The organism is Pantoea anthophila (assembly GCF_006494375.1).
Lineage (GTDB): Bacteria > Pseudomonadota > Gammaproteobacteria > Enterobacterales > Enterobacteriaceae > Pantoea > Pantoea anthophila.
Map to the genome: position 1 here is coordinate 22,787 of NZ_VHIZ01000066.1, position 26,365 is coordinate 49,151.

At 59.6% G+C, this 26,365-nt stretch carries 24 protein-coding genes and 1 riboswitch; of the genes, 13 read left to right on the forward strand and 11 right to left on the reverse strand.

The window, feature by feature from the left end:
• Window positions 1-44: 44 nt before the first annotated feature.
• Window positions 45-632, forward strand: coding sequence for a LysE family translocator (locus tag FJW00_RS21225; RefSeq protein ID WP_140925594.1), 588 nt, complete (start codon window positions 45-47; stop codon window positions 630-632).
• On the opposite strand, the gene FJW00_RS21230 is transcribed toward FJW00_RS21225, so the two are convergent.
• The 3 genes from FJW00_RS21230 to FJW00_RS21240 all read right to left on the reverse strand — a co-directional run bounded on the left by FJW00_RS21230 (window position 629) and on the right by FJW00_RS21240 (window position 5,719).
• Window positions 629-3,013 carry a phosphoketolase family protein gene (locus FJW00_RS21230; RefSeq protein ID WP_140925595.1) on the reverse strand — a complete coding sequence of 795 codons (2,385 nt, stop codon included), beginning with the start codon at window positions 3,011-3,013 and terminating at the stop codon, window positions 629-631. The genes FJW00_RS21225 and FJW00_RS21230 overlap by 4 nt on opposite strands.
• A gap of 126 nt (window positions 3,014-3,139) precedes the next feature.
• Window positions 3,140-4,753: a malate dehydrogenase (quinone) gene (mqo, locus tag FJW00_RS21235; protein WP_140925596.1), complete on the reverse strand. Its 1,614-nt coding sequence runs from the start codon at window positions 4,751-4,753 to the stop codon at window positions 3,140-3,142.
• Between the two features lie 510 nt (window positions 4,754-5,263).
• On the reverse strand, window positions 5,264-5,719 hold the full coding sequence (locus FJW00_RS21240) for a carboxymuconolactone decarboxylase family protein (protein WP_009087962.1): 456 nt from the start codon (window positions 5,717-5,719) through the stop codon (window positions 5,264-5,266).
• Between the two features lie 57 nt (window positions 5,720-5,776).
• Between FJW00_RS21240 and pdxR the strand changes: the two genes are divergently transcribed.
• Entirely contained in the window at window positions 5,777-7,222 is a 1,446-nt protein-coding gene (pdxR, locus tag FJW00_RS21245) for a MocR-like pyridoxine biosynthesis transcription factor PdxR (RefSeq protein ID WP_140925597.1), read from the forward strand.
• On the opposite strand, the gene FJW00_RS21250 is transcribed toward pdxR, so the two are convergent.
• Complete coding sequence (locus FJW00_RS21250; RefSeq protein ID WP_009087958.1) at window positions 7,212-7,454, reverse strand: DUF1158 domain-containing protein; 243 nt, start codon at window positions 7,452-7,454, stop codon at window positions 7,212-7,214. The genes pdxR and FJW00_RS21250 overlap by 11 nt on opposite strands.
• A gap of 317 nt (window positions 7,455-7,771) precedes the next feature.
• Here FJW00_RS21250 and mntP point away from each other — a divergent pair, with 317 nt between their 5' ends.
• The 6 genes from mntP to FJW00_RS21280 all read left to right on the forward strand — a co-directional run bounded on the left by mntP (window position 7,772) and on the right by FJW00_RS21280 (window position 13,965).
• Window positions 7,772-8,347 (forward strand): manganese efflux pump MntP, encoded by a 576-nt coding sequence (gene mntP / locus FJW00_RS21255; protein WP_046100803.1) that lies wholly within the window; start codon window positions 7,772-7,774, stop codon window positions 8,345-8,347.
• Window positions 8,348-8,465: 118 nt separating this feature from the next.
• Window positions 8,466-8,543 (forward strand): stress response protein AzuC, encoded by a 78-nt coding sequence (azuC, locus tag FJW00_RS22775; protein ID WP_140925668.1) that lies wholly within the window; start codon window positions 8,466-8,468, stop codon window positions 8,541-8,543.
• Between the two features lie 613 nt (window positions 8,544-9,156).
• Window positions 9,157-10,089, forward strand: coding sequence for an SMP-30/gluconolactonase/LRE family protein (locus FJW00_RS21265; protein ID WP_140925598.1), 933 nt, complete (start codon window positions 9,157-9,159; stop codon window positions 10,087-10,089).
• Window positions 10,090-10,127: 38 nt separating this feature from the next.
• Window positions 10,128-11,483 carry an MFS transporter gene (locus FJW00_RS21270; protein ID WP_058956913.1) on the forward strand — a complete coding sequence of 452 codons (1,356 nt, stop codon included), beginning with the start codon at window positions 10,128-10,130 and terminating at the stop codon, window positions 11,481-11,483.
• 186 nt (window positions 11,484-11,669) lie between these two features.
• Complete coding sequence (locus tag FJW00_RS21275) at window positions 11,670-12,581, forward strand: alpha/beta fold hydrolase (RefSeq protein WP_140925599.1); 912 nt, start codon at window positions 11,670-11,672, stop codon at window positions 12,579-12,581.
• Window positions 12,574-13,965, forward strand: coding sequence for a hypothetical protein (locus FJW00_RS21280; RefSeq protein ID WP_140925600.1), 1,392 nt, complete (start codon window positions 12,574-12,576; stop codon window positions 13,963-13,965). Before FJW00_RS21275 ends, FJW00_RS21280 begins: the two co-directional genes overlap by 8 nt.
• A 21-nt stretch (window positions 13,966-13,986) precedes the next feature.
• On the opposite strand, the gene FJW00_RS21285 is transcribed toward FJW00_RS21280, so the two are convergent.
• The gene (locus FJW00_RS21285) at window positions 13,987-15,339 is read right to left on the reverse strand and encodes an MFS transporter (protein WP_058956916.1); all 1,353 of its coding nucleotides are present in this window, start codon (window positions 15,337-15,339) and stop codon (window positions 13,987-13,989) included.
• A 169-nt stretch (window positions 15,340-15,508) separates the two neighbouring features.
• The gene (locus tag FJW00_RS21290; protein WP_009087945.1) at window positions 15,509-16,411 is read right to left on the reverse strand and encodes a GntR family transcriptional regulator; all 903 of its coding nucleotides are present in this window, start codon (window positions 16,409-16,411) and stop codon (window positions 15,509-15,511) included.
• Between the two features lie 137 nt (window positions 16,412-16,548).
• Between FJW00_RS21290 and FJW00_RS21295 the strand changes: the two genes are divergently transcribed.
• Window positions 16,549-17,577 carry a zinc-binding alcohol dehydrogenase family protein gene (locus FJW00_RS21295; RefSeq protein ID WP_140925601.1) on the forward strand — a complete coding sequence of 343 codons (1,029 nt, stop codon included), beginning with the start codon at window positions 16,549-16,551 and terminating at the stop codon, window positions 17,575-17,577.
• A gap of 17 nt (window positions 17,578-17,594) precedes the next feature.
• Here the strand turns inward: FJW00_RS21295 and FJW00_RS21300 are convergent, their stop codons facing one another.
• Window positions 17,595-18,515, reverse strand: a complete 921-nt coding sequence (locus tag FJW00_RS21300) for a nucleoside hydrolase (protein ID WP_140925602.1) — start codon at window positions 18,513-18,515, stop codon at window positions 17,595-17,597.
• A 128-nt stretch (window positions 18,516-18,643) separates the two neighbouring features.
• Window positions 18,644-18,719, forward strand: a riboswitch (Fluoride riboswitch).
• Between the two features lie 87 nt (window positions 18,720-18,806).
• Here FJW00_RS21300 and crcB point away from each other — a divergent pair.
• Window positions 18,807-19,184 (forward strand): fluoride efflux transporter CrcB, encoded by a 378-nt coding sequence (gene crcB / locus FJW00_RS21305; RefSeq protein ID WP_009087940.1) that lies wholly within the window; start codon window positions 18,807-18,809, stop codon window positions 19,182-19,184.
• Window positions 19,185-19,301: 117 nt separating this feature from the next.
• The gene (locus FJW00_RS21310; RefSeq protein WP_140925603.1) at window positions 19,302-20,117 is read left to right on the forward strand and encodes a sugar phosphate isomerase/epimerase family protein; all 816 of its coding nucleotides are present in this window, start codon (window positions 19,302-19,304) and stop codon (window positions 20,115-20,117) included.
• On the opposite strand, the gene FJW00_RS21315 is transcribed toward FJW00_RS21310, so the two are convergent.
• The 3 genes from FJW00_RS21315 to FJW00_RS21325 all read right to left on the reverse strand — a co-directional run bounded on the left by FJW00_RS21315 (window position 20,114) and on the right by FJW00_RS21325 (window position 22,670).
• Complete coding sequence (locus FJW00_RS21315; RefSeq protein ID WP_258317059.1) at window positions 20,114-20,719, reverse strand: alpha/beta hydrolase; 606 nt, start codon at window positions 20,717-20,719, stop codon at window positions 20,114-20,116. The two genes, FJW00_RS21310 and FJW00_RS21315, sit on opposite strands and share 4 nt — an antisense overlap.
• Before the next feature lie 10 nt (window positions 20,720-20,729).
• Window positions 20,730-21,671: a glutathione S-transferase family protein gene (locus FJW00_RS21320; protein ID WP_140925605.1), complete on the reverse strand. Its 942-nt coding sequence runs from the start codon at window positions 21,669-21,671 to the stop codon at window positions 20,730-20,732.
• 99 nt (window positions 21,672-21,770) lie between these two features.
• A complete protein-coding gene (locus FJW00_RS21325) occupies window positions 21,771-22,670 on the reverse strand; it encodes a LysR family transcriptional regulator (protein ID WP_140029767.1) in 900 nt (299 codons plus the stop codon).
• 140 nt (window positions 22,671-22,810) lie between these two features.
• Between FJW00_RS21325 and FJW00_RS21330 the strand changes: the two genes are divergently transcribed.
• Complete coding sequence (locus tag FJW00_RS21330) at window positions 22,811-23,935, forward strand: GNAT family N-acetyltransferase (RefSeq protein WP_046100792.1); 1,125 nt, start codon at window positions 22,811-22,813, stop codon at window positions 23,933-23,935.
• On the opposite strand, the gene FJW00_RS21335 is transcribed toward FJW00_RS21330, so the two are convergent.
• Window positions 23,932-25,764, reverse strand: a complete 1,833-nt coding sequence (locus tag FJW00_RS21335) for an ABC transporter ATP-binding protein (protein ID WP_009087928.1) — start codon at window positions 25,762-25,764, stop codon at window positions 23,932-23,934. The genes FJW00_RS21330 and FJW00_RS21335 overlap by 4 nt on opposite strands.
• A 72-nt stretch (window positions 25,765-25,836) precedes the next feature.
• On the opposite strand from FJW00_RS21335, the gene FJW00_RS21340 reads away from it, so the two are divergent.
• The gene (locus tag FJW00_RS21340) at window positions 25,837-26,337 is read left to right on the forward strand and encodes a GNAT family N-acetyltransferase (protein ID WP_009087926.1); all 501 of its coding nucleotides are present in this window, start codon (window positions 25,837-25,839) and stop codon (window positions 26,335-26,337) included.
• Window positions 26,338-26,365: the final 28 nt, after the last annotated feature.

Genomic DNA, 26,365 nt, shown 5'->3' on the forward strand with positions numbered 1-26,365 from the left:
CCGCGCCGTAGCATAGAGTTCTGTCCACTTTCAGGAGCGCCACTATGCTTGATCCCTCTTTCTTCAGTTACGTCACCGTCATGTCGATTACGCCAGGCCCGAACAATCTGTTGCTGGCGACCTCCGGGGTCAATTTTGGCATGCGGCGCACCCTGCCGATGATGTTCGGCATTTTACTGGGCTGTGCGGTGCAAACGGTGATTGCCGGAATGGCGCTGGAGGTACTGCTGCACTGGATGTCGGCCATACGCCTGCCGCTGACGCTGGCAGGCTGCACCTATCTGTTGTGGCTCTCCTGGAAGATTTTTCGTGCTGCCGCCCCCGAAACGCGCACCCGGCCGCAGCCGATGACGCTGCTGGGAGGCGCCTGTTTCCAGGCGATTAACCCCAAAGCCTGGCTGATGGCCAGCAACGTGGCACTGCTCTACAGCGCCAGCAGCGGCGTCGTCACGGTGATGATCTGCTTCATGCTGCTCAATCTGCCCTGCATCCTGATCTGGGCTGCGCTGGGCGACCGCCTGCGCAGCCATCTGCAGATTGCCTGGAAGCGCCAGCTGTTTAACAGCCTGATGGCGCTGTCGCTGGTGGCGACCACCGTCTGGATGATGACCGACGCGCTGCAGGCCGCTTAGTCAGGCGCGCCTGGTGCAGTGGCGGATGGCCATTTCCAGTTCTGCACCTCCGGCAGATCTTCGCCATGTTCGCGGACATATTGGTGATGCGCGGCCAGACGCTGCTGCAAATCCTCCAGCAGCGCGGGATGAGCATCCGCCAGCCCGGGCACGCGCAGAATCGCCTCCTGCGCCAGATGATAGCGGTCCAGCTCGTTGAGCACCGTCATATCAAATGGCGTGGTGGTGGTGCCCTCTTCATTGAAGCCACGCACGTGGAAGTTGCGATGATTGGTGCGCTGATAGGTCAGGCGATGCACCAGCGTCGGATAGCCGTGGAAGGCAAAAATCACCGGTTTATCCTGCGTAAACAGCGCATCAAATTCCGCGTCGGATTTGCCATGCGGGTGCTGATCCTGCGTCTGCAGCGCCATTAAATCGACCACGTTTACCACCCGAATCCGCAGTTCAGGCAGCATCTCGCGCAGCAGATCGACGGCCGCCAGGGTTTCCATGGTGGGCACATCACCGGCACAGGCCATCACCACATCCGGCTGTGCATTATCGGGCGTGGTGCCTGCCCAGCGCCATTCGCCCATGCCCGCTTCGCAGTGGGTTATGGCACTGGCCATGTCGAGCCACTGCGGCGCAGGCTGTTTGCCCGCCACAATGACATTAATGCGGTCCCAGGTGCGCAGGCAGTGGTCGCCTACCCAGAGCAGCGTATTGGCATCGGGCGGCAGATAGATACGCACGATGTCCGCTTTCTTATTGGCAACGTGATCGATAAAGCCGGGGTCCTGATGGCTGTAGCCATTGTGGTCCTGGCGCCAGACGTGCGAAGAGAGCAGATAGTTGAGTGAGGAGATGGGCTTACGCCAGCCCAGCTTACGCGTGACTTTCAGCCACTTGGCATGCTGGTTAAACATGGAATCGATAATGTGGATAAAGGCTTCATAGCAGTTGAACAGCCCGTGACGGCCGGTCAGGAGATAGCCCTCCAGCCAGCCCTGACACTGATGCTCACTGAGAATTTCCATGACGCGGCCATCGCGCGCCAGCTGCTCGTCGTAGGGCTCTGTTCTTTCCAGCCAGGTGCGGCTGGTCACGTCGAAGACCGGCGTCAGGCGGTTTGAAGCGGTTTCATCCGGGCCAAACAGCCGGAAGTTGTCGCGGTTTCGCTGAAACAGCACGCTGAGGTAGCGTCCCAGATGCTCGGTGGCCTGCGCCATCTGTGAACCCGGTTCGCCGACCTCGCAGGCAAACGCGGCGAGCTCCGGCGTCTCCAGCTCACGGCGCAGCAGGCCGCCATTAGCATAAGGCGAAGCCCCCATGCGCTTGTCGCCCTCCGGCGCCAGCGCCTGCAGCTCCGGCTTCAGGCGACCCTGTTCATCGAACAGATCATCCGGCTGATAGCTCCGCATCCACGTTTCCAGAATCTGACGATGACCTTTATCTTCACGACAGGCGGCGACCGGCACCTGATGCGCCCGCCAGAAATCCTCTACTTTTTTGCCGTCGACCGTTTTGGGGCCGGTCCAGCCTTTGGGGCTGCGCAGGATAATCATCGGCCAGCGCGGCACATCGGTCGTGGCGTTGCCCTGGCGCGCCTCACGCTGGAAGGCGGTGATTTTTGCCAGAGCATTGTCCAGCGCTTCCGCCATCAGCGGATGCATTTTCTCCGGCTCATGCCCGCTGACAAACAGCGGTTCATAGCCGTAACCGCTGAACAGCTGACGCAGATCTTCATCGCTGCTGCGACCCAGCAGCGTCGGGTTAGCAATCTTGTAGCCGTTGAGATGCAGAATAGGTAATACCGCGCCATCACGTTGCGGATTGAGGAATTTGATGCCGTGCCAGCTGGATGCCAGCGGTCCGGTTTCCGCTTCGCCGTCGCCGATGACGCAGGGCACCACCAGGTCGGGATTATCGAAAGCCGCGCCAAATGCATGAGAGAGCGAATAGCCCAGCTCCCCCCCTTCATGAATTGAGCCGGGCGTCTCCGGGGCCGCGTGGCTGGGAATGCCGCCCGGGAAGGAGAACTGTTTAAACAGGCGCTGCATGCCCGCCGCATCCTGGCTGATGTGCGGATAAATTTCGCTGTAGCTGCCCTCCAGCCAGGTGTTTGCCACCATGCCGGGGCCGCCGTGCCCGGGTCCGCAGATGTAGATCATATTCAGATTTTGCTGCCGGATAATCCGGTTGAGGTGGGCATAGATAAAATTCAGCCCTGGCGTGGTGCCCCAGTGGCCCAGCAGGCGCGGTTTGATATGTTCCGGCCTGAGTGGCTCGCGCAACAGCGGGTTATCCATCAGGTAGATCTGCCCGACGGAGAGGTAGTTCGCCGCCCGCCAGTAGCGGTCAAGCAGCGTGAATTCCGGTGAAGCAGGGGAGTAAGACATGCCTTTTCCTCCTGAGTGTTCAGCTAAAAGATCTCTTAACCCTAATAGAGAAACCCCAGGACGACCAGGCAACCGGCCAATAAAAAAGGCCCCGCTGTGCGGAGCCTTTTTATCAGCGGTGCGGAATTACTTGCCGACAACGAACGCGGTTTCACGTCCTTCATCGTTTGCCGCCATCGGTGTCACCGGCGAGTAGTCGAGCTGCAGAATACGGCTGGTTTCGGCCAACACTTTCTCTGTCAGGGCCACGTCACCGTTCAGCTTACGACCCCAGGAAGGGATGACGGCGCGGATTTTATTCTGCCATTCCGGCGTGGCCATCTGCTCAGGACAGACCTTATGCAGTAGTTCCAGCATGATCGGTGCCGCTGTTGAGGCGCCTGGTGAGGCGCCCAGCAGTGCTGAAATCGTCCCATCCTGTGAGGCGACTACTTCGGTGCCGAGGCGCAATACAGCACCCTCTTTCTCATCCTTCTTGATGATCTGCACACGCTGACCGGCCGTCACTAACCGCCAGTCCTCCTGCTTCGCCTGCGGCACATAGGCGCGCAGGGCGTCCATACGGTCGCGATCGCTTTGCAGCACCTGATCCATCAGGTATTTCACCAGATCGAAACTTTTCAGCCCCACTTTCACCATCGGCAGCATGTTGCTGCTGTTCAGAGAGGTGAACATATCCATCAGTGAACCCTGCTTCAGGAACTTGGTGGAGAAGGTGGCGAACGGGCCAAACAGCAGCACCTGCTTGCCATCCAGTACGCGGGTGTCAACGTGCGGCACGGACATCGGCGGTGCGCCGACGCTGGCTTTGCCGTAGACCTTGGCCATATGCTGGGCCACCACCTGCGGATTTTCCGTCACCAGGAACGAACCCCCTACCGGGAATCCGGCGTAGCCGTTCGCTTCCGGGATACCGGCCTTCTGCAGCAGCGGCAATGCCGCGCCGCCAGCGCCGATAAAGATTTTGCCCGCTGTCAGCGTGCGGCGGTTGCCGCTGTTCAGACACTGCAGCGTCACCTGCCAGCGCCCGTCAGCAAGCTGTTTCAGGTCACGCACTTCCTGACGCAGACGCAGGCGGAAGTTCGCCTTCTTCTCTAAGGAGGCGATCAGCTGACGTGTTACTTCACCGAAGTTCACATCGGTGCCCATCTCCGTCCAGGTCGCGGCCACTTTCTGACGGCGATCGCGGCCATTCATGACCAGCGGGATCCAGCGCGCAATCTGCTGCGGATCTTCGGAGTAGGCCATGCCCCGGAACAGGGTGCTTTTCTGCAACGCCTGATAGCGTTTGCGCAGGAATTCGACGTTGTCGTCTCCCCAGACAAAACTCATGTGTGGCGTGCTGTGAATAAAGCTTCTGGGATTGCGCAGGTTGCCTTTCTGGACCTGATAGGCCCAGAACTGGCGGGAAATCTGGAACGATTCGTTGATCGTCACCGCTTTAGAGATGTCGATGCTGCCATCCGCCTGCTGCGGCGTATAGTTCAGCTCGGCCAGGGCGGCATGACCGGTGCCGGCGTTATTCCAGCCGTTGGACGACTCCTCGGCCACGCTGTCCAGCCGCTCCACCATTTCGATGGACCAGTCCGGCGCTAAATCCTGCAGCCATGCACCGAGGGTAGCGCTCATCACACCTGCGCCAATCAGCAGCACGTCAACGTCTTTGCGCTCCTGCGCGTTAGTGGTGTCCTTTGCCATGGCACTCATCGCGAGCGCAAGGTTTACAGCTGAATTGCACATGAGGCGACATCTCCTCTTCTGTTGACCTGAAGCCCAACAGTTTTGCAGGCGAAATAGTCACGCTTCTTGCGAGCGCGTTGCGCTATTTCTCAAAGGTTAAGTCTCAGGTATAGGTTAAAGCGGTGATAACGGGTTAACTGCACGTTATGCTTTGTCATCCGAATATAACATTCTCACCCCTGAATTAAACATTTGTTTATTTTTTAAATGCAGAAATGATTCAGCATAAGAATTAATCATCAGCACGGTTGCGTGATTAGGGATTTTTTATTGTTAAGTCAGAGGGTTAACCCGGAAAGGATGTTGCGGAAAAGCGCCATGATGGTGCAACGGCAGAATCGATATGAACGGTGCGGAATTATTTAATTATCTGAATTTTAGCGATTTATTATGCAATGCGGAATAGTTTGAATTGTTGATAAAGCAGCCGGACAGGCTCTTGTGTAAAAATAATGTTACATTTTTGTGAGTCTGAAAATGCGCGCGCAGCGGCGCACGCATCGGTTTCACTTATGACGCATTCGCACTGGCAGGCAGCTTTTTCAGACTTATCGCCATGCGGTTGTAGGTGTTCATCAGGCCAATGGCGATGTTCAGATCGACAATCGCTTTGTCACTGAAGTGCTCCCTCAGCGCGGTATAACTTGCTTCTGGCGCGCCATGCTGTGCAATCAGCGTCAGGCACTCCGCCCACTGCAGGGCCGCTTTCTCTTTTTCACTGAACAGAGTACCGGATTCGTGCCAGACGGACGTCAGTACAATTTTATCCCAGCCGATCCCCGCCTTGTTCAGCGCTTTTGTATGCATATCAATGCAGTAAGCGCAGCCGTTAATCTGCGATATGCGCAGGAACAGCAGTTCCAGTAAAGTGAGCGGCAAATCGGTTTGTGACAGATAACCGTATACGCCGCTCAGTGCTTTCATGCCTGCCGGTGCTGCCTGGTGAAAATCGATACGTTCGCTCATCTTATTGCCTCCTGGGATTGATGAGGCGATTTTCGGCCTTTGAATGGAGCAGATAAAGTGCCAAAAAATGAGAGTCTGACTGGTCCATCCCCCCTTTTCTCGCTGACGCTGCAGCGCGGTACGTCGCGTGGGCTGAGCGAACAGCTGCGCCAGCTGATTGAGCAGGCGATTGGTGAAGGCCGTTTACAGCCGGGGGCGCGTCTGCCTTCCTGTCGCGATCTGGCCGCGCAGCTCGGTGTTGCCCGCGGCACCGTCCGTGCCAGTTATGACATGCTGGCCGATGGTCAGTTTCTGGAGACCCGGGGCGCGGCGGGCACCTTCGTCAGCACCCTGCCGCCATTAAAACCGGCCCGCTCCGATGCCGGGTGCCTTCCGCCGCACTCTGAAGGGATCGAGGCGTTTGACGCGCCGCCGCTGACCTTCCAGATGGGGACGCCCGCCAGCGATGCATTCCCGGCCAAAGTCTGGCTGCGCATCCTGCAGCGGCAGGCGCGAATGCAGGTCAGCCGGCCAGCCAGCTATCCCGATCCGCGTGGCAGTCTGGCACTGCGTCAGGCGCTGGTGGCCTATCTGGCGGTGGCGCGCGGTCTGCGCTGTCAGGCGGAGCAGATCATCATTACCAGTGGCTATGCAGGCGCGATGGGGCTGATTGGCCTGGCGATGAATTTTCAGGGCAAAACCGCCTGGCTGGAAGATCCCGGACTCTGGCTGGCGCGCGGCGCGGTGGAAGCGTTGCGGGTCAGGCCGGTTGCGGTGCCGGTCGACGAGGAGGGGATGCAGGTCGCTGCCGGGGTGACGCGTGCGCCGGACGCCGCTTTTGCGCTGGTGACGCCGGGCCAGCAGGCACCGCTTGGCATGACGATGAGCCTGGCGCGCCGCCATGCCCTGCTTGAGTGGGCCAGCCGCGAACAGCGCTGGATTATTGAAGATGACTACCTGGGTGAGCTCCAGCCTGGTCATCGCGCCGCGCCAGCGCTGGCCGCCCTCGACAGCCAGGGACGGGTCCTGCATATCGGCACGTTCAGCAAGACGCTGACGCCACAGCTGCGGCTCGGTTTTATGGTGGTGCCGCCCGCACTGGCTGCCCGGTTCGGTGAGGTGTGCGCGTTACTGGCACCGGCATCGGCAGGATTGCTGCACAATGCGGTCGCAGAGTTTCTGCGGGAAGGTCACTTCATGCGGCATCTGCGGCGGATGAAGCGTGTGTATCACGAGCGGCTGGAGCAGATGGTTGCTGCGCTGCACCCCCATTTTCCGGACCTGCAGCGCGCCGGGCTGGCGGTGATCGTTCGCCTGCCCTCCGGTTCCCCGGACCAGCTTATTGCTCAGCAGGCGGCAGAGTGGGGGATGGCACCCTCGCCGCTGTCACTCTGGTATCAGGATGCGGATCAGCGCTACGCAGGCCTGTTGCTGGGCGCGGCACATCTGCCGCGCGAAGGCTATGCCCGCAGCGCCGGACAACTAAAAGCGCTGGTGGACGCACATTGTGCCGTCAGGCCCTGAACCAGCGACGCCAGACAAAGCGGATAACGAAAAACTCCAGCGCGCCCAGCAGTAAAAACCAGATGCAGAACACGACCGTGTAAAGCTGATTGAGATCCTGCAGATGGAATAGCTGCAGCAGATGCTGCGCCACGGTCAGGCTGAAGGCGGGGGCGGGCAGCAGCAGCGCCGAGAGAAAACCCAGCAGCAGAATGCCACCAGGCACGATCAACGTTTCAAAAGGGTTATTCATTACCGGTATCCCATCATTATCAGCCCGGCATTTTCCGGTAATTGGCCGCGCGGTTCAATGGCGGCATCGGGCGCAAAGGCGAAGGGAGCGGGGATTCAGGCACTCAGAGTGGCCAGAAAACGCTTTGCCACCATCGACTTAGGTCCATTCATAGCGGAAGATAAGAGTTATAGCCTTTGCTATACTTAAATCCCTGATTTTGCTGTCTTTTTATCTGCGGGTTTGCATGGTAGACTGCGCGCACTTTTTCATAACTGAACACTTTGTGTGGTGAATTCAGCGTGAATAGCCGCTTTTTCGCCCCAGGTGAATAAATCATGACCTTTATTGCTACGTTAATTCTTGCGCTGGGTATGTCGATGGACGCATTTGCTGCTGCGCTGGGCAAAGGTGCGACGCTGCATCGTCCTGGTTTTAAAGAAGCGCTGCGCACCGGTCTGATTTTCGGCTCTATTGAAGCACTGACCCCGCTGATTGGCTGGGCACTCGGCCTGGCAGCCAGCCGTTACATCATGGCGTGGGACCACTGGGTTGCTTTTGCACTGCTGGCGTTCCTGGGTGGCCGTATGATGATGGAAGGCTTCCGTCAGACCGCGGTCGCCGAACCCTGTGAAGCGCCAAAAAGCCACGGCTTTGTGGTACTGGCGACCACCGCGGTAGCCACCAGCCTTGATGCGCTGGCGGTCGGCGTTGGCCTGGCCTTTTTACAGGTGAACATCATCACCACCGCGCTGACGATTGGTGCCGCGACCACGGTAATGGCGACGACCGGTGTCCTGGTCGGGCGCTTTATTGGTCCGGTGCTGGGTAAATGGGCGGAAGTGCTCGGTGGCCTCGTCTTAATTGCCGTTGGTTCCACCATTCTGCTGCAGCATCTCGGCTACACCGCATAGTTTTTTATGAAGCGAGAAGCCGTAGTTTTGTGATCGGGTTCAAATTTATTTGCTGTTAAAACGCACAGAAGTTATACTTTTTCAGTATATCTTCAACTTAATTTGAATCAGGTGCTCCATGAAACGCATTTTCAAATACGTGTTCCGTGCTTACGTTGAGACGTTCAAATACGTACCGCCGGGTGCCATGTCCTGAGCACCCCGCAGGAAACCCTCGATAATCGCGGTCAGGGATCGACCGGTGATTATCACCTCTCTGTTTTGCTTCCGCTGATTTAATTCCCTTTTTCTGCGCCTGAGGTCTGTTCAGGTTGCCGCCCCCGTTTCTCCGTTCTCTTTCTTAAACCCTGAATCGGTTCCATTCCGAAGCATAATTTTCAATTTCGCGTATCTGACAGGGATCGATAACGTATTTGACGTGACAGGTGATCATTTTCCTCCGGGTATAAAAGATTGAAAATTTTATTTTTTATATATGACTTCAACCCTTTTTCATCATCATTTTAAAAAGCGGCTTCAGCCTTTCTCGCTTTTCGCCCGTCTGCAGTTCATGAGCTGGCCGGTACATGTCGGCATAATTTGTGAGTGATATCTTGTTTACATAATAAACAAGCTCATAACACTGGCATCAGCGCCAGTGTCGTCGATATAGTGATTTCATCATGTACACCTGAGTTTTACTTAGTAAAACAGACTGTGAGGCAGGCTATGTTCGCTGATGAGACACCGCTGATTCACCGCAGAGACGCACACATGCGCACGGATTGTATCAGCCGGGTTAAGGAATTCACTGAAAAGGACACCATTCTATGACTTATCTGACGCAGGCGGATGTCAGGGAGACATCAATTTTTACCCGGCTGCCCGACCACTTTCGTTCCCCTGACCGCAACAATGCCTGGGCTGCCGCCAATCGTGGAGGACAGCTTACCGACTCCTTCCTGGAAGGGCCGGTCTGGCACCCTTCCGGTTGTCTGTACCTGACCGATATCCCGTATGGCCGGATATTCCGGGTCGATATGGCAGGCAACTGGGATCTCGTCGTGCAATATGATGGCGAACCGAACGGCATGAAACTCGTCGATCCGGATACCCTTCTGATTACGGATTATCATCACGGGTTAATGAAGCTCTCGCTTAAAACGCAGGACGTGACGCCGTGGCTGCCTCGCCGCCACAGTGAGAGCTTTCGCGGTGTGAACGATTTAACGCCCGACAGCCGGGGCAACCTCTATTTCACCGATCAGGGTCAGACGGGACTTCACGATCCGACTGGCCGTGTTTATCGTCTCAGCCAGGACGGACGACTGGATATCCTGCTGGATAACTGTCCAAGCCCAAACGGGCTGGTTCTGTCGCCAGATGAAAAAGTGCTTTATGTCGCGATGACGCGCGGCAATGCCATCTGGCGCGTGCCGCTTCAGCGTGATGGGTCGGTCAGCAAAGTGAGTCAATATTTTACCTCGCACGGGCCCAGCGGTCCCGATGGACTGGCCATCAACGCGCAGGGTGAGCTACTGATTGCCAATCCGGGGCTGGGTCGCGTCTGGCTGCTAAACGATCTGGCTGAGCCTGCCGAAATCCTCACCAGTCCCGCCGGGCGCTCCACCACCAACCTCTGCTTTGGTGGCGAAAATTTACAGCAACTGTTTATTACCGAATCGGTCAGCGGCAGCATTCTTACCTGTTCAATGAAGACGCCCGGCCATCCACTGTCCTTTATGTCCACTGCATTTCTCTAAGAACAACTCTGCGTTCTCTGAACGCAGCGGAGGCACTCATGAATCTGCATACTGTAAGCACCGGCTCACCTGCGGAGCCGGAAACCGTGTCCGGCGATCGTGAAGAGATGAATCAAAAGGATTTTGAACAAAGTGAACAGGCAGCCGGTAAAGCGTTTCGCCGCATCCTGCCTTTTATTTTCATCTGTTATGTCGTCAGTTATCTGGATCGCACCAACGTCAGCTTCGCGGCGCTGGGCATGAATGCCGATCTGGGCATCACGGCTGAGCAGTTCGGATTCGGCGCCGGGATGTTTTTTATCGGCTATTTTCTGTTTGAAGTGCCCAGCAACCTGATCATGCAAAAAGTGGGCGCCCGTATCTGGATTGCCCGCATCATGATCTCATGGGGACTCATCTCCATGGCGACCGCCTTCGTGTCCGGCCCCCTGAGTTTTGCCTTTGCCCGCTTTTGTCTGGGGGTGGCCGAAGCCGGATTCACGCCCGGTATTTACCTGTTCTTCACATACTGGTTCCCCGGAAGCTGGCGCGCAAAAATTACGGCCGCCTTTTTAGTCGGGATCCCCGTGGCCAATATCATCGGCGCTCCCCTGTCGGGGATGCTGATGCAAATCACCGGGCATGAACATATCCGTAACTGGCAGTGGCTGCTGCTGCTGGAAGGGTTCCCGGCGGTGATCCTCGGCGTGCTGTGCCTCTTCTTCCTTAACGACCGCCCGGAGAAGGCAAACTGGCTGAGCGACACGGAAAAGTCCCTGCTGAGCAGACGACTGAAGAACGAGCAACAGCAGATTGAAAAAGCACACGGCTCCAGCCTGCGCGATGCGCTGCGGAATCCGCTGCTTTATCTGCTGGCGTTTATTAACTTCTGCGGGATTGTCGGTTCGATCGGGGTGGGCCTGTGGATGCCGCAGATCATCCGCCAGCTTGGCGTCAGCCACACCACCACCGGTTTCCTGACCGCGTTACCCTACATTTGTGCCGCGTTCAGCATGCTGTTCTGGGCCCGGCGGGCCAATGCCTCCGGACATCGCATTCGCTGGATCAGTGGTGCACTCGTTATCGCCGCCTTTGCGCTGGCCTGCAGCGCCGTCGTGAATGAGCCCGTTCTGAAGATGCTGGCACTCTGCTTTACCGTCAGCGGCATTCTCGCTTTTCAGGCCTCATTCTGGGCTCTCCCTTCGGGCTTTCTTACCGGCAGCGCAGCCGCAGGCGGATTAGCCATGATCGTCTCTGTCGGGAATCTGGGCGGCTTTGTCGGCCCCTCCCTGATTGGCTATATCCGCCAGAGCAGCGGGGGATTTACCTGGGCACTGCTGGCGGTCTCTGCCGTGCTACTGATTGGGGCGTTCTCCGTGGCATTAATCAAAGATCCCTATCGCAAAGCACAGTAAAAAGAGGGAAAAGGCGCGCTGGCGCCTTTTCCCTCTCCGCGAATCCCGGGGCTGAAGACACGCTTTCCGGCGTCCCGCCTCCCCGCAAGAGACACGCTGAACTTTTCTTCGCCATGACACCGATAAACCGCCTCCCATCCGATCCCGGCCTACACTGAATTATTCTCCCCGAAACAGGAGCAGTGGATGAGCCAGAAGCAGCGACGAAAACAGGCAGCGATAGTGGCAGGCGTGGGATTAGGTGTGGCGGCCACCCTGTGGGGCATGAAACGCTGGCAGCAGCTGAAACAGACACCGCCGGTGTCACCGCGCAGCCACTATGCCGGCATGGCCGGTTACTTTCAGCAGGTGGGCGACTGGCGGATGTTCACCCGGGTCACGCCCAATGAGGATAAGGGACTGCCGGTGGTGCTGATCCACGGACTGGTGATGTCAGGCCGGGCGATGGAGCCGCTGGCGCTGGCGCTGAGCCGCGATTATCACGTGCTGGTGCCCGACCTGCCTGGTTTCGGAGCCAGTACGCTGCCCGCTTCTGCGCCGGTGATGTCAGTCGACCAGCAGGCGGAGGCGCTCTGGTTGTGGCTGCAGCACAACGGCTTTCAGCGCGCAATCTGGGTCGGTAACTCGTTTGGCTGTCAGATTCTGGCCGCGCTGGCGGTGAAGCATCCGCAGGCGGTGGCGGGACTGGTGCTGCAGGGTCCGACGGTGGACCGCCATGCCCGCAGCCTGCCGCGTCAGCTGTGGCGCGACTGGCGCAATGGCCGGCTGGAAACCCGGCGACCGCCGGGGCCGCTGGCCCGCATCGATTACGCTAAAGCGGGTCTGCGCCGCGCCTTTGGCACGATGCGTGAGATGATGCGCGACCACATCGAGCATCGCCTCACCTACATCAATGCGCCCACGCTGCTGCTGCGCGGCTCGCGCGATCCGGTCTGTCCGGCACGCTGGCTGGATGAGCTTGCCGCGCTGATGCCGCACAGCGAACTGATTACACTGCGCGACGGCACGCACACCCTGCATTACGTCTATCCGTGGAGTTTCTGTCACGCCATTCGCCCGTTCCTGGCGCGCATTCAGCAGGAGAATCAGCATGAGTAAACCCCCTAAAGGTATTGCCCGATTTGACTCCGCCGCAGCGATGCTGCTGGCGCTGGCGAATGCGCTGCACGATCGACCCTTTGCCAGTCCCAGCCAGTCTCCGACGCTGGATCGGCTGCTGCCGTCGCTGAACCGGCTGCCGACCGGACTGCGGGAGTGGGGCTACGCGCTGGGCGGGATGGCGGAGGGCATCAGCCTGCGCCAGGCGGGGGAGCTGGATGTGGAGGGCATCGCCGAATGGATGGTCAGTGAGTATCCTCAGCAGGATTATCCTGCCGCCTTTATTGGCTCGTCGAACGGTGCGCTGATGCATCTGGCGGCGGCGATGGGCGTGCCCTGGCTGCCACAAACCTTTCTCTGCCCGGTGCGGGCAACCAGCAGCGATCCCGATGATGCGCAGGCAGGTTTTGAGGAGGGTAAAGAGATTGCCGCTGCGCTGCTCTCCGCCTGGCCGCGGCTGGCGGTTCACCATATGCAGGACCCCAATCAGGATCGGCTGATGCTGGACCAGATGCGCTATTTCCGGCTGAAACTGCGCGATCTGCCGCTGGCCTTTAACGAGTTTCTGATGGGCAGCCTGCCTGCCGGATCCACCCTGTTCATTAATCACTGTACCCGCCAGTGGCCGGTCACGCGCACCAGCGATCGCTCCTTCTTTCAGTTTGGCGCGCTCGGCGGGGCAACCGAGCAGGAGTATTTACAGGGTGGTCCGCGGGTTGCGGAGTATCTGGCACGTTATGGCGTTGACCGCGAGCGCTGGACACCGCCCGCCATCACCGATCGGGTGCCGGAAGCGGAGTGGGGGCTGGATGGTTATCTGATATCGCCGCTGAAAAAGCTGGCGGAAGCTCAGAACTGGCGGCTGATGGAGATTCGCTATGAAGATCCGGAAGCGATGAGTTATGTGGTGGCAGAGATCTATCGTGACTGGTATCTGGCTGCCGGTATTTTGCCGACCCGTCTGACGGTGGACAGTTTCCTGCTGATGGACCCGTGGAGCAGCATCCGGCAGCAGGCTATCCCGTTCTGGCTGGTGTTCTGCACTGAGCCGTCAGCGGCGGCTCTGCAACGCTTCCTGGAAAAACAGCCGCCGTTCCGCAATATCGACATGATGCTCTTTTCTCACGGCACCGACAGCATCGGGCTGGCGGAGATTGATCGCTGGCGGGCGCTGCTGGCCCATGCCCGTGATGAGGGGGTTTTCATCGGCGTGGATGAAGAGCGGTTCCCGCGCGATTTTGCTACCTTTGCCCGCTTCGACTCGGCGCTGCGTGAAAGAGCACCGCTGCTGCCGCCGCCACCGCCGCTCAGCACGGAGAAGGTGATCGCCGGTATTCAGCGTTACGGGGCGAAACATGGGGTTACGCTGACGACGCTGAGCTGACCGCCGCGCCGTCAGCGGGGGTTATTCGCCGTCGGTGATCGGCTTACGCACCAGCAGCAGATAGGCGAGGGCGCCGATGAGCGTAACACAGGCGCAAATCATCAGCGCCAGGCTGAACGATTGGGTGGTGTCGAGCACCCAGCCGGTAATGACCGGCGCAAACGAGGCAAAGATAAAGCTGGCGAAGTTCTGAATGCTGCCGACCGAGGCGGTCATGCGCGCGGTAACGTTGGCGTGGATCAGCCCCCAGCACGACGTACCGGCAAAGTGAATACAGAACAGCGCCATGCCGATCAGCGTCACGGCGCTGGTAGTGTCGGTCGCACGGGTGACAACGGCGGTAAATCCGGCTGACAGCAGCATGCCGCTGACGATGCAGACTTTGCGGGTTTTCACCGCGTTAAACCCGCGGCGTACCAGCGTATCGACCACATAGCCATTCAGCAGCATGCCCGCCGCGCCAAACAGGAACGGAATCGCCGCCAGCAGGCCCGTGCTTTTGAGATCGAGGTGATAAGTCGACTGCAGATAGCCCGGCAGCCAGGCGATATAGAGCCAGGCGGTATAGTTGATGCCGCTGAAGCCAATCATCATGCCCCACATGGTGCGCTGCTTAAACAGGCCGCGCCACTCCCTGAAGCTGATCGGCTCTTTGCGTGACGCCACGCTGCCCGCCTGCAGATAGTGGATCTCTTCGGCGCTCAGGGTGCGGTTATCGCGGTCGCGATAGACCATGTACCAGCCAATGGCGAGGAAGATGCCGAGGATGCCGATGGTGACAAACATCCCCCGCCAGCCCATCACCAGCATCATCGCCGCCAGAATCGGCGGTGCAACCGACAGCCCTATCATCGAGGCGGCGTTAAACATCCCCATCGGCATGCCGCGATCTTTGATATTGAACCAGTCGTTGATCACTTTGACGCCGCACGGGTTCATCGGCGCTTCGCCAATGCCGAGGCCGATACGCACCAGCACAAACTGGGTGAAGTTGTGGACCAGGCCGGAGGCCGCCTGAAACAGTGACCAGATGAACATGCCGATGCCGAGCATGATGCGCGGCCCTTTGCGATCCAGCAGCGCACCGCACGGCAGCTGCGCCAGACCATAAGCCAGCGAAAAAGCGGAGAGCAGAACGCCGATTTCGGTGGCGCTCAGTCCCATCTCCTCACGGATAGTCATATTGGCCACCGACAGCGAGCTGCGATCCAGATAGTTGATGACGGCCGCAAACAGCAACAGCAGCATCGCGGTGATCTGAATCTTACGGATGCGCGGTGAGCGCACCACGTCGCTGCGCATGGGCACGAAATCCTGGTCTGGTGTCATCTCACCGGACGCGCGATCACGGCCGGATACTGAGGTCTTTTCCATTGCACTCTCCCGAAACTGGCTGGTTATCGTTATGGTGAGAAGGGTCTGCGCGCAGCGGCAAAAGGCCGCCGTGACGTTACCGTCGAGACTAAGAGCAAAGGGAAAAGGATGTTGCAAAGATGTTTCTGAAGCGTGCGGGAGCTAATGCTTTGTGGTTTTTAATCGGTTTTTAATTGTACTGGCTGATTGATCGCACCATGGAGGTTTTTGCGGTGGCCAGATGGTTGTGCAGGGCGCAGAGCGCGTCGACATCCTGACGGCCAATCAGCGCGGTCAGAATCGCCATATGCTCCTCCAGCGCCACGATATTGCGCTGCTTAAGATCGCTCTCATCCCACTGATAGTGCGAATGAAAGATCACCGAGATGATCTCCAGCGACTGATTAAAGAACGGATTGCTGGCGGCGGATAAGATCAGGGAATGCATCTGCCGATCCAGCGCGGCAAAGTGGCGATAGTTGCTGGCGATGGTGTCGCGCATCGATCGATGGCGATCCAGCAGATCCCGCGCCTGAACCCAGCGCTCATCACTGGCGGGCAGATTCAGGAAGCGGCTCAGGGCGTGGGTTTCCAGCATCTCGCGCAGTTCAAACAGCTTCTCCGCGTAGTCCTGGGTGAATTTCTTCATCCGCCACTGGCCGCGTTTAACCGGCTCCAGCAGGTCATAGCGCATAAAACGCAGCAGAAATTCACGCACCACGACCGGACTGACCTTCACCTGCTGCGCCAGCTGCAGTTCGCTGAACGTGTCACCCGGCACCAGCTGCCGCTGGTTAATCAGATTAAAAAACATCTGCTCTACGTGGCTGGCCTGCTGCTCAATCGGCGGCGTGACGGCGCTGAAACTGTCCTCTTCGCGCGGCTCGCGCACGATAACCCAGGTCTGTTCAACCTTATCCAGTACGCCGCACTGGTGCAGGTAGTGCAGGGTATGGCGCACCGTGGTCCGGCTGATATTGAACATCTCCGCCAGCGCCGCCTGTGGCGGCAGCGGGGAGCGAATATGGCGCTGAGCAATACTTTCCAGCATCTGGTTAACCACGTTCTGACGCAAATTCTGGCTGCGGCTCATCGCACTCTCCGGTTTTTTATGCATTAAAAACCATTCAGAGCCCAAAAAAACCGTGGTGCTTCACACTTCCGGCAAGCGAGACCCGCGTCCGCTGCCGGATTCGGCATAACTGCCTGCAGGACAACCGGAGACTCACCATGACAACAATGAAAGCACTGGTCATCGCTGAACCACGCAGAATGGTCTGGGCCACCCGCGACAGGCCAGCGCCCGCCGCGGGCGAGGCGCTGATTAAAATTCTCACCGCCGGGATCTGCGGAACAGATATTCACGCCTGGTCCGGCAATCAGCCCTTTTTCAGCTATCCCCGGGTGCTGGGCCATGAAATCTGTGCGGAGGTGGTCGCGCTGGGCCGTGGCGCTGAAGGTGTTGAGCCGGGCCAGCGGGTGGCGCTTATGCCCTACATCGCCTGCCTGCACTGCGACGCCTGCCAGAGCGGTAAAACCAACTGCTGTGAGCAGATCTCCGTGATTGGCGTCCATCAGGATGGGGGATTCAGTGACTACTTAAGCGTGCCGGTCAGCACGCTGCTGGCGGTGGATGAAGTGACACCGGAGGCGGCTGCGCTGATTGAGCCGTTTGCCATCAGCGCGCATGCGGTGCGTCGGGCTGGCGTGACCGCTGATGAGCAGGTGCTGGTGGTGGGTGCAGGGCCGATTGGCCTGGGTGTGGCTGCCATTGCCGCTGCCAGCGGTGCGCAGGTGATTGTGGCGGACACCAGCGCATTTCGTCGTCAGCATGTCGCTGACCAGCTTGGCCTGGTGGCGCTGAACCCGGCAGACGCGGCATTCGATGCGGCGCTGCGCGAGCAATCGGGCGGGCGGCTGCCGCTGAAAGTGATCGACGCCACCGGCAACCCGGCGGCCATGAACAACGCGGTCAGCCTGATACGGCACGGCGGCACGGTCGTCTATGTCGGCCTGCACAAAGGCGATCTGGTGATCCCGGACAGTGAGTTTCACAAAAAAGAGGCCACCCTGCTCGGGAGCCGCAACGCCACCCGCGAAGATTTTGATCGGGTCTGCTCCCTGATGGCCAGCGGTCAGCTGCGCGCCAGCATGATGCTGAATCACTCTCTGGCGTTCTCCACGCTGGATGAAACCTTTGAACCGCAGGTCATCAACAATCGCGAACTGATCAAAGGCGTGATTCATTTCGATCGCTAACGCGGCCAGCCAGCGCGTCAGGGCGCGGTGAGGGTGTTAAAGAAGTGCGCCCGCACCGCGTCAGCATCCACGCCGAGCGCGATGCGCTGGGCGGGCAGACCGGCAAACGGGTCCTGCCGGGAGGCCAGTGCGCTCAGCCTGCGCACCGTCTGACCGCAGGCGATCCCTTCGGTGATCACCCGCAGCGGGCTTTCGGCCAGGGTAAACGCCTCTGGCAGACTCAGCCATGCCACCGCCAGGGTGTCGTGCAGCGCCATGCCGTTAAATCCCTCTTTCGCCAGACTGTAAGCCAGGTAAGGGCGACAGATGGCGCTCAGCACCGGCTGATTCAGCCGCTGAACTTCTTCGCCGGTGATCAGGACCTTGTGGGTAACATCCAGCGGGATCACCACCACGTTCAGCGCCGAGGTAAGCACCTGATCGGCAGCATGGGGATCTTTCCAGATATTAAATTCGCTGAAGGGCGTCACGTTGCCACTGTGTCCCCCGCTGCCGAACGCACCGCCCATGATCACCAGCTCTTTCACCAGCGGAATGATGTCGGGTGCCTGATTAATGGCCGAGGCGATGTTGGTCAGCGGACCGATCGCCACCAGGGTGATCTGATGCGGCTGTGCCCGCACGCTGTCGATAATAAACTGCACCGCGCCGGGGGCCTGATCGCTACAGCTGTTTTCAAACGCATCACCCAGCCCGTCCTGGCCGTGCAGGGTGGCGGGGGCCGACGGGGCCTGCGCCAGCGGTCGCGCGCAGCCGCGATAAACCTCTGCGTCGATCGCCATCTTCTGGCAGAACAGCCGGGCATTTTTCACCGCCTGACCCACCGCCACGTTGCCGAAAACGGTGGTAATGCCCAGCAGATGCTGGGTGCGCGCCGCATAAGCCAGCGCAAAAGCATCATCCACGCCGATATCAGTATCAAAAATCAGGGTTCGCATCGCCTCTCCGTCACCAACTCTCATCCCTCAGCATTACCCCGCCCGCGGCGTGGGCGTCAAGCATTTACGCCAGCCGGGCCGGTTTCCCGGCGCAAGGTTGCCAGCCTGAAACGGGCGTCGTATTATCACCGGCTCAAGGTGATGGCGTGCCACCTTTCCCAACCGCCGGTGGGCTTAACACCGGCTGATGACGCCTGACACTCAATCCTTTCGCGGGAGTTGAGGCGTCAGGCGCAGTTTATCTCTGCCTCTCCTCTCAGCCCGGCGTTAATCTGCAAACAGGAGCAAGTTATGTTGAAACCGTTACTGGCGGTGATGATCGGCGGCTCGGCCGGCTGTGTGCTGCGCTGGCTGTTCGCGATGCGCTTTAATGCGCTCTTTCCCAATCTGCCACCCGGCACGCTGCTGGTGAATCTGATCGGCGGGCTGGTGATTGGCGGTGCGATGGCCTGGTTTGTTCGCCACCCCGACATCGACCCGATCTGGAAACTGCTGATCGTCACCGGCCTGTGCGGCGGGCTGACCACCTTCTCCTCCTTCACGGCAGAATTAATGGTGTTGCTACAATCAGGTAAGTATCTCTGGGCGATGGCCAGCGCGCTGGTGCATGTGATCGGTTCACTGCTGATGGCGTTTGCCGGTTTTGCGCTGGTGACGCTGCTGGGCTGAGCCGGTTAACCGGCCCCTGTGCGCCAGAGAAACAGAGGGGTTCAGGTCACGCCCGTCACTCACCGGGGGCATGACCTGAACATCACCGATTATTCCGGACGATTAAGGAGCCGAGCAATGCGAACCAACCCCACCTTCCTTAACCTGGTGTTGTTAAACGGTGAACCCGGCCAGAAACTCCAGGCGGCGCGTGACGCCGGTTTCGATCAGGTGGAGATCTGGCGCGAGGATGTTGAGGCGTGCGAGGGCGGTGCGGCGGCGCTGGCTGAGATCGCGGCCCGGCAGGGACCCGGCTTTACCAACCTCCAGGTGCTGCGCGATTTCACCGGCGCACCCATGGCACTGCGCGCACAGAAGCGCGAAGAGCTGCGTCAGTTTATTCAGATCGCCCAGGCGCTGGGCTGCGATACCCTTCAGGCTCCGGCCAGCACCCGGGAAGATTGCTGTGCCGAATTGATCGATGATGACCTGCGCTGGATGGCCTCTGAAGCCGCGCGCTACAACATGCGCATTATGTATGAGCCGATGGCCTGGTGCAGTGTGGATAACACGTTGCCGCTGGCGTGGCAGCGGTTGCAGCGGCTCGACCAGCCGAATATCGGTCTGGTGGTCGACCTGTTCCATATCTGCGCGCGCGGGGGCGACGCCGCCCATCTGGATGGCATTCCGGCCGACCGCATTTATGAGGTGCAGCTGTGTGATATGGCCGCCGTTCCTGCGCAGGACAAACAGAGCCTGATGGCAATGGCGAAGCATCAGCGTCTGCTGCCTGGCGACGGCATTATCGACGTGGATCGCTTTGTCGATAAGCTCGAAAGCGCAGGCTATCAGGGCCCGCTGGGTATTGAAGTCTTCAACGACAGACTGAAACGCCTGCCGCCTGAGGTGGCGGCAGCGCAGGCCTGGCAGGCGTTAGATCGCTACCGGCGTTAATCCTGCAGGCACTGTCCGATAAAGGCGGCGGCGTGCATCGCGCCCGGACCTGAAATGGTGTGGCCGGTGACCGGTTCAAAGCGCGCGTCGACCGGCACCCCGGCGGCTCTGAGTCGTGTCGCGGCCGATTCGCTCTCCTGCCACGGGATCACCTCATCGGCCTGGCCGTGGATCAGCAGCGCGGGCACATGAGCCTGCGGAGTTAATTGCCCCTCAACGGCCAGACGACCGGAAAAGGCGACCACGCCTGCCAGCGGATAACGGCCCGAGGCGAGCGCGTCCAGCGCCATAATCGACCCCTGTGAAAAGCCGACCAGCACCACATCCTGCCAGCGGTCGGCGAAGCCATGCTGCGCAACGATAGCGTTCAGGGTTGCGTCAAACGCGGCGCGCGCTGCCCGCACCCGGCCTGGCCGATTTTCTGGCGTCACGTCGGTCAGGCTGAACCACTGCCAGCCAAACCCTGCGGCAAAACGTTCAGGCGCATTGGGCGCGGCAAAAATCACATCCGGCAACAGCGTCGCCCAGTGGTGGCCCAGCGGAGCCAGGTCATCGCCGTTACTCCCCACGCCATGCAGAAAAATCACCAGTGCCTTTGCCATCATTGCTCCTTTAAAAACCGTATTCGCTCATATCCGGGCCCGCCGGCACGATGCCGTTCGGGTTGAGCGCCTTGATCGAGTAGTAACCCTGTTTGATGTGATCGATGTTGACCGTCTCACGCACGCCGGAGACCGACAGCATGCTCTTAAGATAGCGGTTGAGCAGCGTATAGTCGCGTATGCGGCGCAGGTTGCATTTGAACAGGCCGTGATAGGCCACGTCAAAGCGGACCAGGGTCACAAACAGGCGAATGTCGGTTTCGGTCAGCCGTTCCCCCAGCAGAAACGTGCGGCCATCGCTCAATAGCGCCTCCAGCTCATCCAGCTGGCTGAAGACGTCGTTAAACGCCTGCTGATAGCTGATGGCGGTAGTGGCAAATCCGGCGCGGTAAACCCCGTTATTCAGGCGCGGATAGAGGCTCTCATTGAGCGCATCAATCTCAGCGCGCAGTGCGGCGGGATAGAGGTCGATGCGGTTATCGGCCAGATCGCCAAAGCCGCTGTTGAACATGCGCACGATGTCTGCCGACTCGTTGCTGACAATGGTGCCGGTTTTCTTGTCCCACAGCACCGGCACGGTGGCCCGGCCCGTGTAATCGGGTGCCACGCGGGTATAGATCTCATGCAGGTACTGCGCGTTATTCAGCGGGTCCTGCTGCGCGCCGGGAAAATCACCGAAGCGCCAGCCCTGAGCACCGAGCTGCGGCTCCACCACCGTGACGCCGACGAGCGACTCCAGCCCTTTGAGCCTGCGGGCGATCAGCGCACGTGATGCCCACGGGCAGATCAGCGCCACATAGAGATGGTAGCGGTCGGGCTCTGCCGGGAATGGTGTTGAGCCATCGCTGCTGATGAAGTCCCGGAAACCGGATGTCTGGCGGACGAAACCGCCCTGTTTATCGGTAGCCTGCACCGGATGCCAGTCACTACTCCACTTGCCTTCTACTAACATTGTGCGACTCCTCTGTTGAGATGAGAAGCAGCATAACTGATGACTAAAAGGCTGATAATCCGGCCCTGAAGACAATCATTTCTTCCATATTGGAAGAAATCAAACGGGTGGAAAATGAATGAAATGGGTGACCAGGAAGTCGATAAGCAGGCGCGCCCGGTGGGGCAGATGGCGGGCGGGCGGATAAACCGCAAACAGACCCAGTGGCGGCGTCTCGAAGTTCTCCAGCAGCCGGACGATATCACCGCGTTGCAGCGCAGGGGCCGCGATAAATCCGGGCAGACGCGCGATGCCCAGGCCCGCGATAGCCGCCTGCAGACAGGCTTCGGTGTTGGCGAAGCGCAGACGGCCCTGCACAGGCACGGTCACGACCTCACCGTCGGAACCGGCAAACGGCCAGTGCCGGGGGTCGCGAAAATTGGTGTCGATAATGCACTGATGCTGAGCGATCTCCTGCCAGTGCTGCGGGGGGCCGAACTGTTCAAGATAGGCCGGTGAGGCGGCGAAGCGCACATGAACCTCGCCCAGCCTGCGCGCCACCAGGCTGCTGTCGCTCAGGTTGCCGATGCGGATCGCCATATCAAATCCTTCATCGACAATGTTCACGGCCCGATCTGAAAAGCTGACGTCCAGCTCAATCAGCGGATAGCGGCGGGCAAAGGCAACCAGCACCTGAGAGAGCACCGCCGTGCCAAAGGAGCCGGGCGCGCTGATTTTCAGCCGGCCGGTCGGCGTCATGGCGCTTTCGCGCACGCTGGCATCCAGCGTCTCAAACGCGTCGAGCAGGTGTTTGACCCGTTCGTAATAGGCACGCCCGACATCGGTCGGCGACAGGGCGCGGGTGCTGCGCTTAAACAGCTGCACACCGAGCTGCTGCTCCAGCTTCGATACCAGCTTTGACGCCTGACTGCTGCTGGTGCCGAGACGTAACGCCGCCGCAGAAAAGCTGCCGGTTTCCAGCACTGTGACAAACATCCGGTCACAATCGAGTCGATCCATGGCGATGTCCTGTGGGATAAAGTCGCAGTATAGAGGCTGTGCTCAGCGGATGCAGCCTTCACTTTGCGTGCCTTAGCCCTTTCGCTGACGCGCAAAACCTGCTTGACTGCATCTCTGCCCGCCGTTGTCTGGAGTAATTCATGTCGCTGATTCACCTGAACTCGCTGACGGCGATTCCCGCCGCTGAGTGGGATGCCCTGTTGCCGGATGACCAGCCGTTTCTGCGCCACGCCTTTCTGCTCACGTTAGAAGAGAGCGGCAGCGTGCGGCCTGCATCGGGCTGGCAGCCTGATCATCTGCTGTGGCAGGAAAATGGCGTGACCCGCGCCGCGCTGCCGGGCTACCGCAAACGCCATTCCCAGGGCGAGTATGTCTTTGATCACGCCTGGGCGGATGCCAGCCAGCGCGCCGGGATTCGCTACTACCCGAAATGGCTGGGGGCGATTCCCTTCAGCCCCGTCAGCGGTGCCCGTCTGCTGGGTGATCCCTCTGCCGCCGCACACCTGCTGGCGGCCCTGCCTGAGCACCTGTTGCAGCAGGGCTTAAGCGGCGCGCATATCAACTTTACCGATGCGCAGGCCAATACCCTGCTGGCTGAGCAGCCCGACTGGCTGTCGCGGCTCGGCTGTCAGTATCACTGGCACAACCGGGGCTACCGTGATTTTCAGGATTTCCTCGATACGCTGATGTCGCGCAAGCGCAAACAGCTGCGCAAAGAGCGTGAACAGGTGGCGCAGAGCGGCTTCGAATTTGACCGCTATCCGGGCCATCAGCTGCGGGAAGATCAGTGGGATTTTGTCTATACCTGTTACGCCAACACCTATGCGGTGCGCGGCCAGCGCCCCTACCTGACGCGGGATTTCTTCAGCCTGCTGGCGGAGCGGATGCCGCAGAATATTGTGGTGGTGATCGCCCGCTTACAGCAGCAACCGGCGGCGATGGCCTTTTATCTGCGCGACAGCAACACGCTCTATGGCCGCTACTGGGGCTGTCTGGCGGAGTTTGACCGGCTGCACTTCGAAACCTGTTTCTATCAGGGGATGGATCTGGCTCTGGATGAAGGGCTGGCGCGGTTTGATGCGGGTGCGCAGGGTGAGCACAAGCTGGTGCGCGGCTTTGAGCCGCAGATCACCCACTCCTGGCACTATCTGCTGCATCCCGGCCTGCGCGATGCCGTCGCCGATTTTCTGCAGCAGGAGCGGGAAGGCGTGCGCGGCTGGGCGGAAGAAGCGCGCGACGCCTTACCCTATCGGCGTGGCGATTAATCGACGCCGACAAACCCCCCGGTCTGATGCTGCCACAGCCGGGCATAGAGGCCGTTTTGCGCCAGCAGTTCCTGATGGCTGCCCATCTCGGCGATGCCGCCCTTATCCAGCACCACCAGCCGATCCATCTTCGCGATGGTCGACAGGCGGTGCGCGATGGCGATGACGGTTTTACCCTGCATCAGCGACTCCAGACTCTCCTGAATCGCGGCTTCCACTTCTGAGTCGAGCGCCGAGGTGGCCTCATCCATGATCAGAATCGGGGCATCTTTCAGCAGCACGCGGGCGATCGCCACACGCTGACGCTGACCGCCCGACAGCTTCACCCCGCGTTCGCCCACGTGGGCGTCCAGTCCGGTGCGGCCCTGCGGGTCGGAGAGCAGGGGAATAAACTCGTCGGCGCGGGCGCGGCGGATCGCAAGCTGGAGCGCCTCTTCACTGGCGTCGGGACGGCCATAAAGCAGGTTTTCGCGGATTGAGCGGTGCAGCAGCGAGGTGTCCTGGGTGATCATGCCAATCTGGCTGCGCAGGCTTTCCTGCGTCACGCTGGCGATATCCTGATCGTCGATCACAATCCGGCCACCGTTCAGGTCATAGAGCCGCAGCAGCAGGTTGACCAGCGTCGACTTGCCGGCACCCGAGGGACCAATCAGACCAATCTTCTCGCCGGGCTGAATGGTGAGGTTAAGGTGGTTGATGACCTGACGACCGCCACCATAGTCGAAGCGCACATCTTCATAGCGAATCTGGCCGCGCGTCACCTTCAGCTGCTTCGCCTGCGGCGCATCCTGCACGCTCAGCGGCTGGGCGATGGTGTTCAGGCCATCCTGCACCATGCCGATATTTTCAAAGATGCCGTTGACGACCCACATGATCCAGCCGGACATGTTCACCAGGCGGATCACCAGTCCGGTCGCCAGGGCAATCGCCCCGACGCTGATCAGCGACTGGCTCCATAGCCAGAGCGCCAGCCCGGAGGTGGAGACAATCAGCAGGCCGTTCAGCGCTGACAGCGTCAGATCCATGCTGGTGACCATGCGGCTGGCGTGCTGGGTTTTATCGGTCTGCTCCTGAATGGCCTCGCGCGCATACTGACGTTCCAGATCGCTGTGGGCGAACAGCTTGATGGTGGCGATATTGGTATAGCCGTCAACGATGGTGCCCATCAGCTTAGAGCGTGCTTCTGAGGAGACCACCGAACGCGCCTTGACGCGCGGCACAAAGAAACGCAGTGAGGCGCTGTAGGCCACCATCCAGAGGATCAGCGGGATCATCAGCCGCCAGTCGGCATCGGCAAACAGGATCAGCGAGGTCACGGCGTAGATCAGGACATGCCAGATGGCATCCACCAGCTGCACCGCCGAGTCGCGCAGTGAATTGCCGGTCTGCATGATGCGCTGGGCGATACGACCGGCAAAATCGTTCTGAAAGAAGTTGAGACTCTGACGCAGCACGTAGTTGTGATGCTGCCAGCGGATCATACTGGTCATGCTCGGGCTGATACTCTGGTGCACCAGCATGTCGTGCAGGCCGATAAAGATCGGCCGCAGAATCAGCGCCACCGCCCCCATCCAGAGCAGCAGCGGCCAGTTATCCCGGAATAGCGTGGCGGGCGTGGCGTGATTGACCATATCAATGAGGCGGCTCAGATAGCCAAACAGCGACACCTCGATCAGCGCGGAGACCAGGCCTACCAGCAGCAGCGCCGCAAAACTGGGCCAGACCTGGCGCAGATAGTAGAGGTAAAAGGGCCAGACCGTGGAGGGCGGTGAATCGGTCGGCGCGTCATGAAAAATATTGATAAAACGCTCAAAACGGCGATACAACATAGCGAGGCTCTTTTCATCCGGTAAAGAGCTACAGCTTAGTGCATGAACCCCATCCGGCTAACAGGAGAAAATATGGAAATTGTCATACGGGCACGGGAACCGCAGGATGCCGCCGCCTATCAGCGGCTTTACAGCCACCCCGATGTTTACCCCTGGACACTGCAACTGCCGTTTCCCAGCGTCGCCCTCTGGGAGAAAAAATTCGCCAGGATGGATGCAGAGGGTTTTGTTGCGTTTGTCGCCGAAATCGACGGCGTGCTGGCCGGTGAGCTGACGCTGTTCGTCGACAGTAAGCCGCGCACCCGCCACTGCATCAGCTTTGGGCTGGGGGTACATCCTGACTTTGCCGGACGCGGCGTCGGTGAGCGTCTGATCCGCACCGCGATGAACTATGCCCGTAACTGGCTGGGCATTACCCGGATGGAGCTGGAGGTGTTTCACGACAACGAACGGGCGCTGCGGCTCTACCAGCGGCTGGGCTTTGAACGGGAAGGGATGAAGCGCCAGGCCGCCCTGCGTGACGGGCAGCTGCGCGATGTTGTGATGATGGCGAAGCTGCTGAACGACGCGTAATAAACGGCGCGGTCACGCGGCCGCGCCA

Bases quoted from the DNA above. Each gene is read 5' to 3' on its own strand.
- FJW00_RS21225 (WP_140925594.1), top strand. From the start codon at position 45: ATGCTTGATCCCTCTTTCTTCAGTTACGTCACCGTCATGTCGATTACG.
- FJW00_RS21230 (WP_140925595.1), bottom strand. From the start codon at position 3,013: ATGTCTTACTCCCCTGCTTCACCGGAATTCACGCTGCTTGACCGCTAC.
- mqo (WP_140925596.1), bottom strand. From the start codon at position 4,753: ATGTGCAATTCAGCTGTAAACCTTGCGCTCGCGATGAGTGCCATGGCA.
- FJW00_RS21240 (WP_009087962.1), bottom strand. From the start codon at position 5,719: ATGAGCGAACGTATCGATTTTCACCAGGCAGCACCGGCAGGCATGAAA.
- FJW00_RS21250 (WP_009087958.1), bottom strand. From the start codon at position 7,454: ATGAATAACCCTTTTGAAACGTTGATCGTGCCTGGTGGCATTCTGCTG.
- mntP (WP_046100803.1), top strand. From the start codon at position 7,772: ATGACCTTTATTGCTACGTTAATTCTTGCGCTGGGTATGTCGATGGAC.
- azuC (WP_140925668.1), top strand. From the start codon at position 8,466: ATGAAACGCATTTTCAAATACGTGTTCCGTGCTTACGTTGAGACGTTC.
- FJW00_RS21265 (WP_140925598.1), top strand. From the start codon at position 9,157: ATGACTTATCTGACGCAGGCGGATGTCAGGGAGACATCAATTTTTACC.
- FJW00_RS21270 (WP_058956913.1), top strand. From the start codon at position 10,128: ATGAATCTGCATACTGTAAGCACCGGCTCACCTGCGGAGCCGGAAACC.
- FJW00_RS21275 (WP_140925599.1), top strand. From the start codon at position 11,670: ATGAGCCAGAAGCAGCGACGAAAACAGGCAGCGATAGTGGCAGGCGTG.
- FJW00_RS21280 (WP_140925600.1), top strand. From the start codon at position 12,574: ATGAGTAAACCCCCTAAAGGTATTGCCCGATTTGACTCCGCCGCAGCG.
- FJW00_RS21285 (WP_058956916.1), bottom strand. From the start codon at position 15,339: ATGGAAAAGACCTCAGTATCCGGCCGTGATCGCGCGTCCGGTGAGATG.
- FJW00_RS21290 (WP_009087945.1), bottom strand. From the start codon at position 16,411: ATGAGCCGCAGCCAGAATTTGCGTCAGAACGTGGTTAACCAGATGCTG.
- FJW00_RS21295 (WP_140925601.1), top strand. From the start codon at position 16,549: ATGACAACAATGAAAGCACTGGTCATCGCTGAACCACGCAGAATGGTC.
- FJW00_RS21300 (WP_140925602.1), bottom strand. From the start codon at position 18,515: ATGCGAACCCTGATTTTTGATACTGATATCGGCGTGGATGATGCTTTT.
- crcB (WP_009087940.1), top strand. From the start codon at position 18,807: ATGTTGAAACCGTTACTGGCGGTGATGATCGGCGGCTCGGCCGGCTGT.
- FJW00_RS21310 (WP_140925603.1), top strand. From the start codon at position 19,302: ATGCGAACCAACCCCACCTTCCTTAACCTGGTGTTGTTAAACGGTGAA.
- FJW00_RS21315 (WP_258317059.1), bottom strand. From the start codon at position 20,719: ATGGCAAAGGCACTGGTGATTTTTCTGCATGGCGTGGGGAGTAACGGC.
- FJW00_RS21320 (WP_140925605.1), bottom strand. From the start codon at position 21,671: ATGTTAGTAGAAGGCAAGTGGAGTAGTGACTGGCATCCGGTGCAGGCT.
- FJW00_RS21325 (WP_140029767.1), bottom strand. From the start codon at position 22,670: ATGGATCGACTCGATTGTGACCGGATGTTTGTCACAGTGCTGGAAACC.
- FJW00_RS21330 (WP_046100792.1), top strand. From the start codon at position 22,811: ATGTCGCTGATTCACCTGAACTCGCTGACGGCGATTCCCGCCGCTGAG.
- FJW00_RS21335 (WP_009087928.1), bottom strand. From the start codon at position 25,764: ATGTTGTATCGCCGTTTTGAGCGTTTTATCAATATTTTTCATGACGCG.
- FJW00_RS21340 (WP_009087926.1), top strand. From the start codon at position 25,837: ATGGAAATTGTCATACGGGCACGGGAACCGCAGGATGCCGCCGCCTAT.